Below are 15,557 nucleotides of genomic sequence, written 5' to 3'. Positions count from 1 at the left end.
CCGCAGTCCAATCCGCTCAGGGACGACGCATGACCGCGATCAACAGAAAGGCGCGAATCGCCGGCTTTATCTACCTGCTATGCGTGCTCATTGCGCCCTATCGGCTTGTCTATATACCAAACGCGCTGTTCGTCACCGGCAACGCGAGCGCAACGGCCGCCAACATCGCCGCGCACGAGACGGTTTTCCGGCTCGGCATCTTCAGCGACCTGCTTACCGGTGTCATCCAGATTTTCCTCGGTCTGGCGTTCTACCGGTTGTTCAAGGAAGTGAACCGCAAGCAGGCCATGCTGCTGGTGATCGTGAGCGGGATCCTGATCCCGGCGATCTACTTCTTCAACGTGCTCAATGACGCGGCCGCACTACTGCTGGTGCACGGCGCGGATTTTCTGTCGGCATTCAGCCAAGGCCAGCGCGAGGCACTGGCGATGCTGTTCCTCAAGCTGCACGGCCAGGAAGTCAGCGCCGCTGAAATCCTGTGGGGGTTGTGGCTGTTCCCGCTGGCTGCACTGGTGCTGCGTTCCGGTTTCCTGCCGCGAGTACTCGGCTACTGGCTGATCCTCAACGGCGTGGCGTACGTGATGCAAAGCTTTGCATGGGCAGTATCTCCACAGATTCAGGACACCCTCTCAAGCATCGCCTGGCCGATCCAGTTCGGTGAGGTCGTGTTCATGCTGTGGCTGTTGATCATGGGCGCACGCAGTGGTTTCCGGCGCAGCCCTGTGCCCGCGCAATCCAGCACGTAGCATGCGCTGAACGCCCATCGGATTACTTGATCTTTCTCATCACAGGGATGATGCGATGAACGCGACGACCAGAACGGCACTGCAAGATGTCAAGGTACACGTCAGATTCAAACTGGCGGCGCTGTGGGCATCCGTCATGTCCTGCTACATCTATGGGGACTTCCTTGGGCTTTACCGACCCGGTGACGTCAAAGGCATCCTGAACGGGCAAGGCTTGCTTGGACCCACCAGTCAAGCGTCGCTGCTTGTCGTCGCCATCCTCGTCGCGGTGCCGGCCGCGATGATTTTCCTGTCGCTGGTGTTGCCGCCCGCACTGAGCCGCTGGCTGAATATCCTCGTCGGCGCGATTCTGACCGCCATCGTGCTGGTGACCATTCCTGGCTCATGGGCCTTTTACATTTTTCTCAGCGCCATCGAAGTCGTACTGCAATCGCTTGCTGTCTGGTACGCATGGCGTTGGCCGCGCCATGCGCTCGTTTTCTGAGCCAAGCGTTGCGCTCCGGATACATCCGGAACGCAGCATGGAAGCATCCACAGGTGCCTTTACCTCGCCTCTCCTCGACCAAGGAACCCACGCATGTCCACCACTTCGGAAAGTTCCGTGCAAATGCGTTATGCGCGCATCGCTGGCTTCGTCTACCTGCTGCTGATCGTATTGTTCATGGGCGGTCAGTTCCTGATCGATCATGTCACTGGCAGCGGAGCTTTCGCCGAGCGCACCGCGCACATCATCGCAGGATTGCCACTCTATCGCGCCGCACTCGTGATGCAATTTCTGGCATCAGTGTTCACGGTGCTGCTTGCGTATTCGCTATATGTGGTGCTCAAGTCCGCGGACGAACACATCGCGCGACTGGCTTTGTATTTCAGGCTGGGCGAAGCCTTCGGTGGGTTGACTACGTTTGTCACGTTTGCCGCGCTTGCGCTGCGGACAGAACCGAAGTTCACGCAATCTCTGGATACCGGGCAGCTGAAAGCACTGCTGGACCTAGCCCACGCCGCGGACTTCGCATCATTCAATATCGGGATCGTGTTCTTCAGCTTCGGTTCGACGCTGTTCTACCGACTGTTTCTGCGCACGCCCTACTTGCCTCGCGCGCTCTCCGCGTTCGGCATATTCGCGTCGGCGCTGACATTCGTGATGGCCGTGACTTGCCTAGTGATGCCCGCGTGGGGCGATGCGTTGCAAGTAGTCTGGATACCGATCTTCATCGCCGAAATCGCGACCGGCATCCTGCTGCTGGTTCGCGGTGCGCGGCCTGTGCCAGCCACTACATTCGTCAGGTAGTGGAACTGCGTCACGTCGCCGAAAAATCCGGTGAAGGCAACCTCGCCTTCTCGCCGTCATTCCGGGACATCGCCGCGCTTCTGGCGACGGACCCGGGATGACGGCAGCCAGCAGGTCATTGCCCGTGGATACCGCCTTTGGTCAGCGCCATCGGATCAAGCAGCTTCTTCAGCTCGGCTTTCGACAAACCGGTGGTTTCCAGTGCCACGTCCATGATCGGTCGCTTTTCCTTGTAGGCCTGTTTGGCGGTGGCCGCGCCCTTCTCGTAGCCGATTACCGGATTCAACGCGGTGACCAGGATCGGGTTCATCGCCAGCACCTGGTCGACGCGCGCCTTGTTGACCTTGAAGCCGGCGATGACCTTGTCGGCGAGCAGGCGCGAGACGTTGGCGAGGATGCCGATGGATTGCAGCAGGTTGTGCGCGATCAGCGGCAGCATCACGTTGAGCTGGAAGTTGCCGGACTGGCCGGCGATGGTGATCGCCGCGTCGTTGCCGATCACCTGCGCGGCGACCATTGCGGCGGCTTCGGGAATCACCGGATTCACCTTGCCCGGCATGATCGACGAGCCTGGCTGCAACGCCGGCAGCTCGATCTCACCCAGGCCGGCCAACGGCCCGGAATTCATCCAGCGCAGGTCATTGGAGATCTTCATCATGGCCACAGCCAGCGTCTTCAACGCGCCGGACAGTTCCACCGCCGCATCCTGCCCGGCCATGCCCTCGAAATAGTTGTCGGCTGACTCGAAGCGCACGCCGGTGAGTTTCTTCAGCTCGCGCGCCATGGACGGGCCGAACTTCGGGTCGGCATTGATGCCGGTACCCACGGCCGTGCCGCCCTGCGGCAGGCGCCGCATGCGCTTCAACGCATCCTCGATGCGCTCGATCGCCGCACCGATCTGCGCCGCCCAGCCGGACAGTTCCTGCCCGAAGGTAATCGGCATCGCATCCATCAGGTGGGTGCGGCCCGTCTTGGGCGTGTTCTTCAGTTGTCGCGCGCGCTGGTCGATGACCTTTTTCAGATGCTTCAGTGCGGGCAGCAATTGCTCGTGCGTGGCCAGCGTGGCGCTGACATGAATGGTGGTGGGAATCACGTCGTTCGAGCTCTGCCCGTAGTTGACGTGGTCGTTCGGGTGCACCTTGCTGCCGGCCTTTGCCGCGAGGTGGGCAATCACCTCGTTCGCATTCATGTTGGTGCTGGTGCCCGAACCGGTCTGGAAGATGTCGATCGGAAACTGATCGTCGTATTGCCCTTCCGCCACGGCCATGGCCGCCTTGCGGATCGCCGCGGCCTGGCCCTTCTTCAGATAGCCCAGCGCGAGGTTCGATTCGGCTGCGGCCGCCTTGACCAGGCCCAGCGCACGGATGAACGGGCGCGGCAGGTGCAGGCCGGAAATCGGAAAGTTGTCGATGGCACGCTGGGTCTGCGCGCCGTACAGGGCATCGGCGGGCACCTGCAGCTCGCCCATGCTGTCGTGTTCAGTGCGGAACTGGCTCATGAAACGGGTCCTTTGGGGAGGGAGCCGGACAACTATAGGCCCGCCGGCGTTCAGCTGGCGACAAATCGGCGGACATGCCGCTGTGGCGAAACCGTCGCGAGGTGATGCCACCTTGGAATAAGCCAGCCCATCCGTTGCCCATCCACGGCCATGTAAACTGACGCACCCTTTTGGTTCCGGAAGTTCACTGATGTCCACTCACGCCCTCACCGCCCTGTCGCCGCTGGACGGCCGCTACGCCGGCAAGGTCGAACCGCTGCGTCCGATCTTCAGCGAATTCGGCCTGATGCACCGCCGCGTGCACGTGGAAATCGAGTGGCTGCTGGCTTTGGCCGCCGAACCGGGCATTGCGGAACTGCCCTCGTTCACGCCAGCCCAGGTCAAGCAACTGCACACCATCGCCGACAGTTTCGGCATCGAGAAAGGCGCGCGCATCAAGGCCATCGAGGCCACCACCAACCACGACGTGAAGGCGGTGGAGTATTTCATCAAGGAACGCATCGGCTCCGATGACGCGCTGGCCCAGGCCAAGGAATTCGTGCATTTCGCCTGCACCAGCGAGGACATCAACAACCTGTCCTATGCGCTGATGCTGCGCGATGCCCGCGAACAGGTGCTGCTGCCCGCGTTCGACCGCATCATCGCCAGCCTGCGCCAGCTGGCGCACGCCAATGCCGACTTGCCGATGCTCGCGCGCACGCACGGCCAGACCGCCTCGCCCACCACACTGGGCAAGGAACTGGCCAACGTGGTGGCGCGCCTAGAGCGCCAGCGCAAGCAGCTTGCCGCGCTGGAAGTCCCCGGCAAGATCAACGGCGCGGTGGGCAACTACAACGCCCATGCCATCACCTACCCGGAGCTGGACTGGCGCGCGTTCTCGCAGCGCTTCGTGGAAAGCCTGGGCCTGGACTACAACCCGTACACCACCCAGATCGAGCCGCACGACGGCGTCGCCGAATACTGCGATGCGGTGCGTCGCGCCAACATCGTGTTGATCGATCTTTCGCGCGACGTCTGGGGCTACATCTCGCTGGGCTACTTCAAGCAGACGCTGAAGGCGGGCGAAGTCGGCTCGTCGACCATGCCGCACAAGGTCAACCCCATCGACTTCGAGAACGCCGAGGGCAACTTCGGCCTGGCCAACGCCCTGCTCGGCCATTTCGCCGAAAAGCTGCCGATCAGCCGCTGGCAGCGCGACCTCACCGACTCCACCGTGCTGCGTGCGTTGGGCACCGCCTTCGGCCACACGCTGGTGGCACTGGAATCGCTGCAGAAAGGCCTGGGCAAGCTCACCGTGAACGCCGAGTGCCTCGCCGCCGATCTCGACGCCAGCTGGGAAGTGCTGGCCGAGGCCGTGCAAACCGTGATGCGCCGTTACGGCCTGCCCCAGCCCTACGAACAGCTCAAGGCGCTGACCCGTGGCCAGGGCATCACCCGCGAATCGATGCGCGAGTTCATCGGCCAGTTGGAGTTGCCAGCCGACGCGAAGCAACGCCTGCTCGACCTCACCCCTGGCGGCTACACCGGTCTGGCCGCCGAATTGGCCAACGCGATTTGATGAAGGCCACCGCGCCCGCTCATGTGTTGCCGCCCCCTGGAAAACCGGGGGCGGCCGTTTGATCCAGTTCGCGGATTTCCTCACCTATGCCGCGGTCGGCGCGGCCGCGCAGCTGGTCGACGGCGCCCTCGGCATGGCCTATGGCGTGACCTCGGCCGGCATGCTGATGAGCCTGGGCATGCCGCCGGCAATGGCCAGCGCCAGTGTGCACTACACCGAAACCTTTACCTGCGGAGCCTCCGGGCTCAGCCACCTGTGGGCCGGCAACGTGCGCCGCAAGTTGTTCATGGCGCTGGTGGTCACCGGCGTCATCGGCGCACTGATCGGCTCGTTGCTGCTGGTGCATCTGCCGGCTCGCTGGATCCGCATCGTGCTGACCCCGTACCTGCTGCTGATCGGCATCTTCCTGCTGTTGCGCACCCTGCGCAGCAACGTGCCGCATCGCACGGACGTGCCACCGGGCACCACGCCACTGGGTTTCGTCGCCGGCTTCCTGGATGCCATCGGCGGCGGCGGCTGGAGCGCGGTGACGGTTACCACGCTGGTGGCACGCGGCATGGAGCCGCGCCGGGTGATCGGCAGCGTGCATCTGGCCAAATGCGTGGTCAGCCTGGTCGCCAGCATCAGCTTCCTGCTGACCCTGGGTACCGGCAAGCTCAGCGTCATCGCCGGGCTGATCGCCGGTGGCGTGATTGCCGCACCGGTCGGTGCGCTGCTGGTCCGGCGCATCCCGCCGCGCGTCACCACCTTGCTGGCCGGCCTCACCGTGCTGGCGCTGGGCGTGAACAACGCCATCGCCCTGATGCGCTGAGCGCCGGCTTCAGGCCACGCGGCCATGGCTCGCGGCTACAATGCCGCGCATGGCTATCGCATCCACTTCCCGCAAGTCCGTACCCATCGAGGTCCACGGTTCCGCCCGGCTGCCGCTCGGCATGTCGCCCACGCAATTCCTGCGCGATTACTGGCAGAAGCGCCCGCTGCTGATCCGCAACGCGTTTCCGGATTTCACGCCACCGATCGAACCGAACGACCTGGCCGGCCTGGCCTGCGAGGACGGCGTGCTCGCGCGCCTGATCCGGCACGATGAAAAGCGCGAACGCTGGCAGGTGAAAAGCGGCCCGCTTGCCGAAGCCGACTTCGCCAACACCGGAGACGCGAACTGGACCCTGCTGGTGCAGGACGTGGACAAATGGGACGCCGACGTCGCCGCGCTGCTGGAACCGTTCGCCTTCCTGCCCAGCTGGCGTGTCGACGACATCATGATTTCCTATGCCGAACCGGGCGGCGGCGTCGGCGCCCATGTCGATCAGTACGATGTGTTCCTGCTGCAGGGACTGGGCCAGCGGCACTGGGCGATCAGCACCGACGCGCAGGCACCGAAGGATGTCCGCCCCGACGTGGAGCTGAAACAGCTCGCGCACTTCGAGCCTACCCACGAATGGCTGCTGGAGCCGGGCGACATGCTGTACCTGCCGCCGGGCATCGCGCACGACGGCGTGGCCTTCGGCGGTCCCTGCATGACATTTTCGGTCGGCATGCGCGCGCCCTCGCAAGCCGAGCTCACCGGCGACCTGGCCGACTACCTTGCCGAACGCCTGGATGAAGACCAGCGTTATGCCGACCCTGATCTCACCCCGGCCAAGGCCGGCGGGGAAATCGACAAGGCTGCACTGGGCCGGCTGAAAACCGCGCTGCCGTTTGCGGTCGCACTCGACGATGCCACGCTGCGCGACTGGTTCGGCCGCTTCATCACCCGCTACCGCAATGCGCAGACGCCGGCCCCCGTCGCCAAGCCCCTGAGCGCCCCGGCCCTGGCCAGGCGTCTGCAGGATGGCGCGCAACTGCTGCGACATCCCTGGTCGCGCATGGCTTGGAGCCGCGGCAAGGACGACGCCACCCTGTATGCCAACGGCCAGGCCTGGCCAGCCACACCGGCCTTGGCGCGGGAGCTTTGCGAACACCGGACATTCACCCCATCCCTGCCGTTGACGGAAACCGGGCAGGCCCTGCTGCTGGCCCTGGTGAACGACGGGCACCTGGTGTTGCACAAGCCACGACGCCGATGAACACCCCGGCGGCCCCGGATGACGGATTCACCCTCGTGGACACCCGCGCCACGCTGGCCGAGGTACGCCTGCAGTTGCTGGCCGATACCCGTCGGCAACTGTTCATCCAGCTGCCGCGGTTGACGCCCGACATCTACGCCAGCCCGCTGGAACAGGCCGAACTGCGCCGCATCGCCACCGCCGGGCGGGGCGCGGAAATTCGCCTGCTGCTGCACGAACCGGCAGCGACCTTGCGCGACGGCCATCGGCTGATCGCACTGGCGCAGCGCCTGCCCAGCATCTGGCAGATCCGCACGCCGGTGGAGCCGGTCGACCTCGACTGCGCGTCGGCCTGCTTGCTCAACGACAACGGCGGCTACCTGTTCCTGCCCGATGCCGAGCGCCCGCAAGGCCGTGCGTCGCGCCGCGACCGCGCTGCCCAGATTCCGCTGCGGCAGCGGTTCGACGAGACATGGGAGCGCTCGATCCGGGCCCGCGAATTGCAGACCCTGGACTTGTAAAAGACCGGCAAGATTCTCGCTTGACCACCCGTCTTCGACCAAGATCGGCCCCGACCAGTCTGAACCGGGTCTTCCCGCACGACATTCGACGTTCCTCCGGGTTGCCGCGGCGCAGCAGCCCCGGGCTATAATTAACGGGATTTTTCGCCAGCGGTACGTTTTCCCCATACCCGTCCGCTGCAAGACTCCCTTCCCTGCCGGTGGTGACGTGAGCACAAATCTGATTCGCGAGTTCTTTGAGTCGTCTCAACTCGCTGGCGGCAACGCCGATTACGTCGAATCCCTGTATGACGCCTGGTTGGCCGATCCCGCATCGATCCCTGCCGAGTGGAATCACTATTTCGAGACCTTCAAGGGCCGCGAGTCGGGAGATGTTTCCCATACCGCGGCCATCGCGCGTATCGAGGCTGCCCAGAAGCAACGCCGCGGCGTGGCGGTGCCGGTCAGCGACGAGCATGCCCGCAAGCAAGCCGGCGTGCTGCGCCTGCTTACCGCGTTCCGCTCGCGCGGCCACCTGGCTGCCGACCTCGATCCGCTGGGCCTCACCGAGCGGCTGCCGCCGCCTGACCTGGGTCTGGCCTTCCATGGTCTGACCGAGGCCGACCTCGATACCGAGTTCGATTGCGGCACCTATGCCGGCGGTGGCCAGCGCCTCAAGTTGCGCGAGCTGTGGGCCCGTCTGAAGAAGGTCTACACCGGCACCGTCGGTGCCGAGTTCATGCACATCAGCGACCACACCCAACGCAACTGGGTGTACAGCCGCCTCGAACAGGCCAACGGCAGCGCCGGACTGGACGCGGCTGGCAAGAAGCGCGTGCTCGAGGAGCTGACGGCGGCGGACGGCCTGGAACGCTACCTGCACACCAAGTACGTCGGCCAGAAGCGCTTCTCGCTCGAAGGCGGCGACAGCCTGATCCCGATGATCGACGACGTGGTCCGCGCCGCGGGCGACAACGGCGTCAAGGAACTGGTGATCGGCATGGCCCATCGCGGCCGCCTCAACATGCTGGTCAACATCCTCGGCAAGCCGCCGAAGACCCTGTTCGACGAATTCGAGGGCCGCTTCGAGCATCCCGACGATCCCGCCCACTCCGGCGACGTGAAGTACCACATGGGCTTCTCCGCTGACGTCAAGACGCCCAAGGGCGGCGTGCACGTGGCGCTGGCATTCAACCCGTCGCACCTGGAAATCGTCAACCCGGTGGTGGCCGGTTCGGTGCATGCGCGGCAGATCCGTCGCCACGATGCCACCCACCAGCAGTCGATGGCCGTGCTGGTGCACGGCGATGCGGCGCTGGCCGGCCAGGGCGTGAACATGGAACTGTTCAACATGTCGCAGGCCCGCGGCTTCAAGATCGGCGGCAGCCTGCACATCGTGGTGAACAACCAGGTGGGCTTCACCACCTCGAACCCGCAAGACGCGCGCTCGACCATGTATTGCACCGACCTGGCCAAGATGGTCAACGCGCCGGTGTTCCACGTGAACGGCGACGATCCGGAAGCGGTGATCGAGGTGACCCGCCTCGCCTACGAATTCCGCAAGACCTTCCGCAAGGACGTGGTGATCGACCTGGTCTGCTACCGCCGCCACGGCCACAACGAGGCCGACGAGCCGTCGGCCACCCAGCCGGTGATGTACCAGATCATCAAGAAGCGTCCGCCGGCCCGCGAGCTGTACGGCCAGCAGCTGGTGAAGGAAGGCGTGATCGCCGACGGCGACGTGCAGAAACTGTTCGACGCCTATCGCGACCGCCTCGAAGCCGGCGAGCCGATGACCGAGCTGGACGCCTCGCCGCAGCGCGATATCCACATCGACTGGGCACGCTTCCAGAAGGGCAAGCTGTCGGACAAGACCGACACCGGCGTGCCGAAGAAGAAGCTGGTCGAGCTGGCCAACAAGCTGCTTGAGATCCCGGCCGACCTGACCCTGCAGTCGCGCGTGGCCAAGATCTACGGCGACCGCAAGAAGATGGCCGACGGCGAGCAGCCGGGCGACTGGGGCTTTGCCGAAAACCTGGCCTACGCCACCCTGATCGATGCCGGCCACAACCTGCGCCTGGTCGGCCAGGATTCCGGTCGCGGCACCTTCTTCCATCGCCATGCCGTGCTGCATGACCAGAAGGACGGCCACACCTTCATGCCGCTCGCCACCCTGCGCGACGGCGCGGACGTGGAAGTGATCGACTCGCTGCTCAGCGAGGAAGCGGTGATGGCCTTCGAGTACGGCCATTCCACCACCGATCCCGACACGCTCAACATCTGGGAAGGCCAGTTCGGCGACTTCGCCAATGGCGCCCAGGTGGTGATCGACCAGTTCATCAGCTCGGGCGAGGCGAAGTGGAACCGCCTGTGCGGCCTGGCGCTGTTCCTGCCGCACGGCTACGAAGGCCAGGGCCCGGAGCATTCTTCCGCGCGTCTGGAGCGATTCCTGCAGCTGTGCGCGTTCGACAACATGCAGGTCTGCGTTCCGACCACCCCGGCGCAGGATTTCCACATGATTCGCCGGCAGATGCTGCGCGACGTGCGCAAGCCGCTGATCGTGATGACGCCGAAGTCACTGCTGCGCCACAAGCTGGCGGTGTCCTCGCTGGATGAGCTGGCCAAGGGCAGCTTCCAACTGGTGATCGGCGAGCACCGTGAACTGGCCGCCAAGAAGGTCAAGCGCGTGGTGCTGTGCTCCGGCAAGGTCTACTACGACCTGCTGGAGGAAGCCGAGAAGCGCGAGCTTCAGGACGTGGCCATCGTGCGTGTCGAACAGCTCTATCCGTTCCCGCGTACCGAGGTTTCCGCCGAGCTGGACAAGTACCCGTCCGCCAAGGAAGTCATCTGGTGCCAGGAAGAGCCGATGAACCAGGGTGCCTGGTTCCAGATTCGCCACCACCTGCAAGCCTGCATCGGCAGCAAGCACAGCTTGTCCTACGCCGGCCGGGCACGTTCGCCGGCACCGGCCGCAGGCCACCTGAACACGCATAACGCCGAACAGGCGGCGCTGGTCGAGCAGGCATTGACCGCGCCGGTCGGCACCGATCATTCCGCCGAGTAAGTTTCTTCGAACAACGCGGCCAGGATGGCCGCTTCGTGATTCCGGCGCTCACGGACGGGCGCACAAACCCAAGGGTCATTTATGTCCACCGAAGTCAAAGTCCCTGTCCTGCCCGAGTCCGTCTCCGACGCCACCATCGCCACCTGGTACAAGAAGGTCGGCGAGGCCGTGAAGCGCGACGAGAACCTGGTCGATCTCGAAACCGACAAGGTCGTGCTGGAAGTTCCCTCTCCGGTCGATGGCGTACTCAAGGAGATTCGCCAGGAATCCGGCGCCACGGTCAACAGCCAGGAAGTGATTGCGGTCATCGAGGAAGGCGCCGCCGCGTCGGCTCCCGCCCCTGCCGCGAAGGACGAGCCAAAGGCGGCTGCGCCAGCCCCGGCAGCGGCCAAGGCCGAAGCGCCCAAGGCTGCCGCCGGCGTGGACGAGCTGTCCCCGGCGGGCCGCCGCGTGGCCACCGAGGAACACATCGACCCGGCCAAGGTGTCCGGCACCGGCCGCGACGGCCGCGTCACCAAGGAAGACCTGGTCAACTACGGCAAGGGTGGCAATGCGCCCGCCGCTGCCGCACCGGCCGCCAAGCCGACGCCGGGTTCGCGTCCGGAAGAACGCGTGCCGATGACCCGCATGCGCGCCCGCATCGCCGAGCGTCTGATGCAGTCGAAGAACTCGATCGCCATGCTCACCTCGTTCAACGAAGTGAACCTGAGCGAAGTGGTGAAGATGCGCAAGGCGCTGGGCGACGCGTTCCAGAAGGAACACGGCATCAAGCTCGGCTTCATGAGCTTCTTCGTCAAGGCCGCCGCCGAAGCGCTGAAGCGCTACCCGTTCGTCAACGCCTCGGTCGACGGCAACGACGTGATCTACCACGGCTACCAGGACATCTCGATCGCGGTGTCGACCGACAAGGGCCTGGTCACGCCGGTGCTGCGCGACGTGCAGGACATGAGCTTTGCCGATGTCGAAAAGGGCATCGCCGAGTACGCCAACAAGGCGCGCGCCAACAAGCTGTCGCTGGACGACCTGCAGGGTGGCACGTTCACCATCACCAACGGCGGCACCTTCGGCTCGCTGCTGTCCACCCCGATCGTGAACCCGCCGCAGAGCGCCATCCTCGGCATGCACACGATCAAGGAACGCGCCATCGTCGAGAACGGCCAGATCATCGCCGCGCCGATGATGTACATCGCGATCAGCTACGACCATCGCATCATCGATGGCAAGGATGCGGTGCTGTTCCTGGTCGACATCAAGAACCAGCTCGAGAACCCGCAGCGGATGCTGCTCGGGCTGTAACCGCCTGAGCCCCTCTCCCGCCGGGAGAGGGGTTGGGGTGAGGGTTCGGTGATACCGCACGCCTCGCTCCGCCCGCACCCTCATCCGGCGCTTCGCGCCACCTTCTCCCGGTGGGAGAAGGAAAGAGCTAAAGAGGAACACCATGAGCGACAAATTCGACGTCATCGTCATCGGTGCCGGCCCCGCCGGCTATGTGGCTGCGATCCGCGCCGCGCAGCTGGGCCTGAAGACCGCCTGCGTCGATGCCTTCACCGGCAAGGACGGCAAGCAGGCCCTGGGCGGCACCTGCCTCAACGTGGGCTGCATCCCTTCCAAGGCCTTGCTCGATTCGTCGCGCCAGTTCTGGAACATCGCGCACAACTTCCCGGTTCACGGCATCAGCGTCGACAACCCGAAGGTGGACATGGCCACCTTCATCGGCCGCAAGGACAAGATCGTCAAGCAGTTCACCGGCGGCATCGGTCAGCTGTTCAAGGCCAACAAGGTCACGCCGTTCTTCGGCAAGGGCAAGCTGCTGAAAGGCAACCAGGTCGAGATCACCGGCAACGACGGCGAGAAGCAGACCATCAGCGCCACCAACGTGATCCTCGCTTCCGGCTCGGTGCCGATCGAGTTGCCGTTCGCCAAGTTCGACGGCAAGGCCATCGTCGACAACGCCGGCGCGCTGGACTTCACCGAGGTGCCGAAGCGCCTGGGCGTGATCGGCGCTGGCGTGATCGGTCTGGAACTGGGCAGCGTGTGGAAGCGCCTCGGCGCCGAAGTCACCATCATCGAGGCCCTGCCGGAATTCCTGGCCGCCGCCGATGCCGACGTCGCCAAGGTCGCCGCCAAGGAATTCGCCAAGCAGGGCCTGGACATCAAGCTCAACGCCAAGCTCAACAAGGCCGAGGTGAAGAAGGACGGCGTGCACCTGGTCTACACCGACAAGGACGGCGAGCAGAAACTGGTGGTCGACAAGCTGCTGGTCGCCGTGGGCCGCCGCGCCTACACCGACGGCCTGCTGGCCGATGACACCGGCGTGAAGCTGGACGAGCGCGGCCGCATCGCGGTCGACGAGCACAACCATACCGGCGTGGACGGCGTGTGGGCCATCGGCGACGCCGTGCGTGGCCCGATGCTGGCGCACAAGGGTTCCGAGGAAGGCGTGGCGGTGGCCGAATGGATCGCCGGCAAGGCCGGTCACATCAACCTCGACACCGTGCCGTGGGTGATCTACACCGAACCCGAGATCGCCTGGGCCGGCAAGACCGAGAAGCAGCTGAAGGAAGAAGGCGTGCCGTACAAGGTCGGCAACTTCCCGTTCGCTGCCATCGGCCGCGCCGTGGCGATGAACGAGGCCGTGGGCCAGGTGAAGATGATTGCCCACGCCGAGACCGATCGCATCCTCGGCGTGCACATGGTCGGCCCGGGCGTGTCCGAGCTGATCGCCGAGTGCGTGGTGGCGATGGAATTCAAGGGCTCGTCCGAGGACCTGGCGCGCATCGTCCACGCGCACCCGACCCTGTCCGAAGCCGTGCACGAAGCCGCGCTGTCGGTCGACAAGCGCGCCATCCACAAGGGCAACTGACCGACCTCGACGGTCGGCGACGGCCCGCTCGTGGCGACATGGGCGGGCCTTTCTTTTTCAGGAGTGAGTGGAGAGGAGTGAGACGTGAGAGAAAAGCGGGGCAAAACCTCGCCTGATTCGCCTCTCTTTGCACTCCCGCCTCTACCGCTCCAGCCGCCTCGCCCAGCCGTCTCTCACTTCTCACTCCTCCTCACACTCACTACTCGCCTTATGCCCCAACCGACTTCCCTCTGCGTCTACTGCGGCTCCAATGACGGCAAGCATCCCGAGTACGTCGAACAGGCCCGTGCCTTCGGTGCCGAAATGGCGAAGCGTGGCATTGCGCTGGTCTACGGTGGCGGCAATGTGGGCTTGATGGGCATCGTCGCCGACGCGGTGCTGGCCGGCGGTGGCAAGGTCATCGGCGTGATCCCGCGCCAACTGGTCGAGCACGAAGTGGCCCACACCGGCCTCACCGAACTGGTCGTGGTCGACACCATGCACCAGCGCAAGACGCGCATGTACGAGCTCGCCGACGCCTTCGTCGCCCTGCCCGGCGGTTTCGGCACCATGGACGAGATGTTCGAGATGCTGACCTGGGCGCAACTCGGGCTGCACCGCTATCCCTGTGCCTTCCTCGATGTGCGCGGTTACTACCGCGACTTGCGCGCGATGATGGAGCACATGGTCAGCGAGCGCTTCGTGCGTGCCGAGCAACGCGAAAACATCTGGTTCGGCGAGGATATTGCCGCGCTGTTCGACTGGATGCAGGCCTATGAAGGTGGCCATCAGCCCAAGTGGATCGACCGCGACAGCGTCGACGCCTGAAGCCCGTACCCGGAAAGGAGATTGCCATGGACCGTTTCAACGCCTTCCGCATCCACAACGACGACGCCGGCTACCGGGCCGGTATCGAGCCGATGGATCGCGATGCGCTGACGCCCGGCGAAGTGCTGGTCAAGGTTGCGTACTCCTCGGTCAACTACAAGGATGCGCTGGCCGGTACCGGCAAGGGCAGGATCCTGCGCAAGTACCCGCTCAACGGTGGCATCGATGTCGCCGGCCATGTCGTCGCCTCGACCGCCGCGGGCTTCAGGGAAGGCGACGCGGTGCTGTGCACCGGCAGCGGCCTGTCCGAGACGCGCGATGGCGGTTACGGCGAATACGCACGGCTCGATGCGCGCTGGACGATTCCGCTGCCCGCCGGCCTCGACCTGCGCGAGAGCATGATCTTGGGCACCGCCGGCTTCACTGCCGCGCTGGGCCTGCTGCAGATGCAGGACAATCGGCAGACGCCCACGCTCGGCCCGATCGCCGTCACCGGCGCCAGTGGCGGCGTGGGCCAGCTCGCCATCGACATCTACAGCCGGGCCGGCTACGAAGTGCACGCGATCAGCGGCAAACTCGACCATTTCGACCACCTGAAATCGCTGGGCGCAGCCGAATGCATCGATCGCCACCAGCTCGTCTTCAGCGGCAAGCCGATGGATTCGGCCCGCTTCGGCGGCGTGCTGGACAATGTCGGCGGCGGCATGCTGGCCGGCCTGCTGCCGTTGGTGGCGCCCTACGGCAACGTCGCGATCTGCGGCAATGCCGGCGGCATCGCCTTCGACAGCACGGTGATGCCTTTCATCATCCGCGGCGTGAACCTGCTCGGCGTGGCTTCGGCGGGTACGGCGCGCGACATGCGCGAACGCGTCTGGGACCACCTGGCAGACGACTGGAAGCCGCAACACCTCGATCGCATCGCCACCCGTGAGGTCACGCTGGAGCAACTGCCTGACGTGTTCGATCACATGCTTTCGGGCCACTCGTTCGGCCGCACCGTGGTGCGGTTGACGGACGTCTGAAGACATTCATGCTTGGAAGCGCCGCGCTGGCGGCATAGAATCCACTGAAACAACAAGGGGACTAACACCTTATGGCACGTATCCTGATTGGGGGTGTAAGCCGGAACCGCCGAAAATTCCGGAAATTCGTCTAACCAGCTGTTTGTAAAGGATTAGCTGGACTCAG

13 protein-coding genes are annotated in these 15,557 nt (G+C 64.7%); 12 read left to right on the top strand and 1 reads right to left on the bottom strand.

Going from position 1 to position 15,557, the window contains the following annotated elements; translation table 11 throughout:
- Positions 1-29: 29 nt before the first annotated feature.
- The 3 genes from AB7849_RS18600 (at position 30) to AB7849_RS18590 (ending at position 2,034) form a co-directional block, all read left to right on the top strand.
- Entirely contained in the window at positions 30-746 is a 717-nt protein-coding gene (locus tag AB7849_RS18600) for a DUF4386 domain-containing protein (protein WP_008210212.1), read from the top strand.
- A gap of 55 nt (positions 747-801) precedes the next feature.
- On the top strand, positions 802-1,230 hold the full coding sequence (locus AB7849_RS18595) for a DUF6326 family protein (RefSeq protein WP_008210214.1): 429 nt from the start codon (positions 802-804) through the stop codon (positions 1,228-1,230).
- 93 nt (positions 1,231-1,323) lie between these two features.
- The gene (locus AB7849_RS18590) at positions 1,324-2,034 is read left to right on the top strand and encodes a DUF4386 domain-containing protein (RefSeq protein WP_008210216.1); all 711 of its coding nucleotides are present in this window, start codon (positions 1,324-1,326) and stop codon (positions 2,032-2,034) included.
- A gap of 115 nt (positions 2,035-2,149) precedes the next feature.
- Here AB7849_RS18590 and AB7849_RS18585 read toward each other — a convergent pair whose 3' ends face one another.
- Positions 2,150-3,532 carry a class II fumarate hydratase gene (locus tag AB7849_RS18585; protein WP_008210218.1) on the bottom strand — a complete coding sequence of 461 codons (1,383 nt, stop codon included), beginning with the start codon at positions 3,530-3,532 and terminating at the stop codon, positions 2,150-2,152.
- A gap of 190 nt (positions 3,533-3,722) precedes the next feature.
- Between AB7849_RS18585 and purB the strand changes: the two genes are divergently transcribed.
- The 9 genes from purB to AB7849_RS18540 all read left to right on the top strand — a co-directional run bounded on the left by purB (position 3,723) and on the right by AB7849_RS18540 (position 15,391).
- Complete coding sequence (purB, locus tag AB7849_RS18580) at positions 3,723-5,090, top strand: adenylosuccinate lyase (RefSeq protein ID WP_008210220.1); 1,368 nt, start codon at positions 3,723-3,725, stop codon at positions 5,088-5,090.
- A gap of 58 nt (positions 5,091-5,148) precedes the next feature.
- Positions 5,149-5,901 carry a sulfite exporter TauE/SafE family protein gene (locus AB7849_RS18575; protein WP_008210222.1) on the top strand — a complete coding sequence of 251 codons (753 nt, stop codon included), beginning with the start codon at positions 5,149-5,151 and terminating at the stop codon, positions 5,899-5,901.
- A gap of 40 nt (positions 5,902-5,941) precedes the next feature.
- Positions 5,942-7,156 carry a ribosomal protein uL16 3-hydroxylase gene (locus AB7849_RS18570; RefSeq protein ID WP_008210223.1) on the top strand — a complete coding sequence of 405 codons (1,215 nt, stop codon included), beginning with the start codon at positions 5,942-5,944 and terminating at the stop codon, positions 7,154-7,156.
- Complete coding sequence (locus AB7849_RS18565) at positions 7,153-7,656, top strand: hypothetical protein (protein WP_008210225.1); 504 nt, start codon at positions 7,153-7,155, stop codon at positions 7,654-7,656. The genes AB7849_RS18570 and AB7849_RS18565 overlap by 4 nt, the downstream gene beginning before the upstream one ends.
- A gap of 208 nt (positions 7,657-7,864) precedes the next feature.
- Positions 7,865-10,699, top strand: a complete 2,835-nt coding sequence (locus AB7849_RS18560) for a 2-oxoglutarate dehydrogenase E1 component (protein WP_008210227.1) — start codon at positions 7,865-7,867, stop codon at positions 10,697-10,699.
- A gap of 81 nt (positions 10,700-10,780) precedes the next feature.
- Positions 10,781-11,995, top strand: coding sequence for a 2-oxoglutarate dehydrogenase complex dihydrolipoyllysine-residue succinyltransferase (gene odhB / locus AB7849_RS18555; protein WP_092700702.1), 1,215 nt, complete (start codon positions 10,781-10,783; stop codon positions 11,993-11,995).
- 142 nt (positions 11,996-12,137) lie between these two features.
- Positions 12,138-13,562, top strand: a complete 1,425-nt coding sequence (lpdA, locus tag AB7849_RS18550; RefSeq protein ID WP_008211768.1) for a dihydrolipoyl dehydrogenase — start codon at positions 12,138-12,140, stop codon at positions 13,560-13,562.
- A gap of 210 nt (positions 13,563-13,772) precedes the next feature.
- Positions 13,773-14,369: a TIGR00730 family Rossman fold protein gene (locus tag AB7849_RS18545; RefSeq protein WP_008211769.1), complete on the top strand. Its 597-nt coding sequence runs from the start codon at positions 13,773-13,775 to the stop codon at positions 14,367-14,369.
- 26 nt (positions 14,370-14,395) lie between these two features.
- Positions 14,396-15,391, top strand: coding sequence for a YhdH/YhfP family quinone oxidoreductase (locus AB7849_RS18540; protein WP_008211770.1), 996 nt, complete (start codon positions 14,396-14,398; stop codon positions 15,389-15,391).
- Positions 15,392-15,557: the final 166 nt, after the last annotated feature.

Origin of the sequence: Rhodanobacter sp. FW021-MT20 (assembly GCF_041107475.1) — a bacterium.
Classification (GTDB): Bacteria; Pseudomonadota; Gammaproteobacteria; order Xanthomonadales; family Rhodanobacteraceae; genus Rhodanobacter_A; species Rhodanobacter_A glycinis.
This window is presented reverse-complemented; position numbering and strand designations above follow the sequence as displayed.

What these genes read in the sequence shown, in the direction of transcription:
- AB7849_RS18600 (WP_008210212.1), top strand. Translation starts at nt 30, where the DNA reads ATGACCGCGATCAACAGAAAGGCGCGAATCGCCGGCTTTATCTACCTG.
- AB7849_RS18540 (WP_008211770.1), top strand. Translation starts at nt 14,396, where the DNA reads ATGGACCGTTTCAACGCCTTCCGCATCCACAACGACGACGCCGGCTAC.
- AB7849_RS18545 (WP_008211769.1), top strand. Translation starts at nt 13,773, where the DNA reads ATGCCCCAACCGACTTCCCTCTGCGTCTACTGCGGCTCCAATGACGGC.
- purB (WP_008210220.1), top strand. Translation starts at nt 3,723, where the DNA reads ATGTCCACTCACGCCCTCACCGCCCTGTCGCCGCTGGACGGCCGCTAC.
- AB7849_RS18565 (WP_008210225.1), top strand. Translation starts at nt 7,153, where the DNA reads ATGAACACCCCGGCGGCCCCGGATGACGGATTCACCCTCGTGGACACC.
- odhB (WP_092700702.1), top strand. Translation starts at nt 10,781, where the DNA reads ATGTCCACCGAAGTCAAAGTCCCTGTCCTGCCCGAGTCCGTCTCCGAC.
- AB7849_RS18590 (WP_008210216.1), top strand. Translation starts at nt 1,324, where the DNA reads ATGTCCACCACTTCGGAAAGTTCCGTGCAAATGCGTTATGCGCGCATC.
- AB7849_RS18595 (WP_008210214.1), top strand. Translation starts at nt 802, where the DNA reads ATGAACGCGACGACCAGAACGGCACTGCAAGATGTCAAGGTACACGTC.
- lpdA (WP_008211768.1), top strand. Translation starts at nt 12,138, where the DNA reads ATGAGCGACAAATTCGACGTCATCGTCATCGGTGCCGGCCCCGCCGGC.
- AB7849_RS18585 (WP_008210218.1), bottom strand. Translation starts at nt 3,532, where the DNA reads ATGAGCCAGTTCCGCACTGAACACGACAGCATGGGCGAGCTGCAGGTG.
- AB7849_RS18570 (WP_008210223.1), top strand. Translation starts at nt 5,942, where the DNA reads ATGCCGCGCATGGCTATCGCATCCACTTCCCGCAAGTCCGTACCCATC.